1 pseudogene is annotated in these 268 nt (G+C 54.1%); it reads right to left on the bottom strand.

The features are described 5' to 3' along the window. Positions 1-268 (bottom strand): annotated as a pseudogene (locus tag NW211_RS14085) (DDE transposase); the annotation flags it as partial.

Consider the following 268-nt stretch of genomic DNA (forward strand, 5'->3'; position numbering starts at 1 on the left):
CTCTTTCTTTTCCAAGGACGGACGGCCACGCTTGACGAATGACGTCTGTATTCCTCTATCCTTGCAGTACCCCCTGTTGGCGCTGCCGGCATAGCCTGCATCTCCTCCGACCTTCTTCGCCTCCACACCGAAGAGCTTTCGGTGCATCTTCAGGCAGTGCGTAAGCCTGGTTCCCTCGTTGAAGGCATTGAATGACAGCTTCTCGATGAATGAGAGTCCGTCAACCTGGATGTTGTTGCACTTCGCACCGAACTCTACGCTCTTCACT

The sequence above is a fragment of the Barnesiella sp. ET7 genome (assembly GCF_024733785.1).
Classification (GTDB): Bacteria; Bacteroidota; Bacteroidia; order Bacteroidales; family Barnesiellaceae; genus Barnesiella; species Barnesiella merdigallinarum.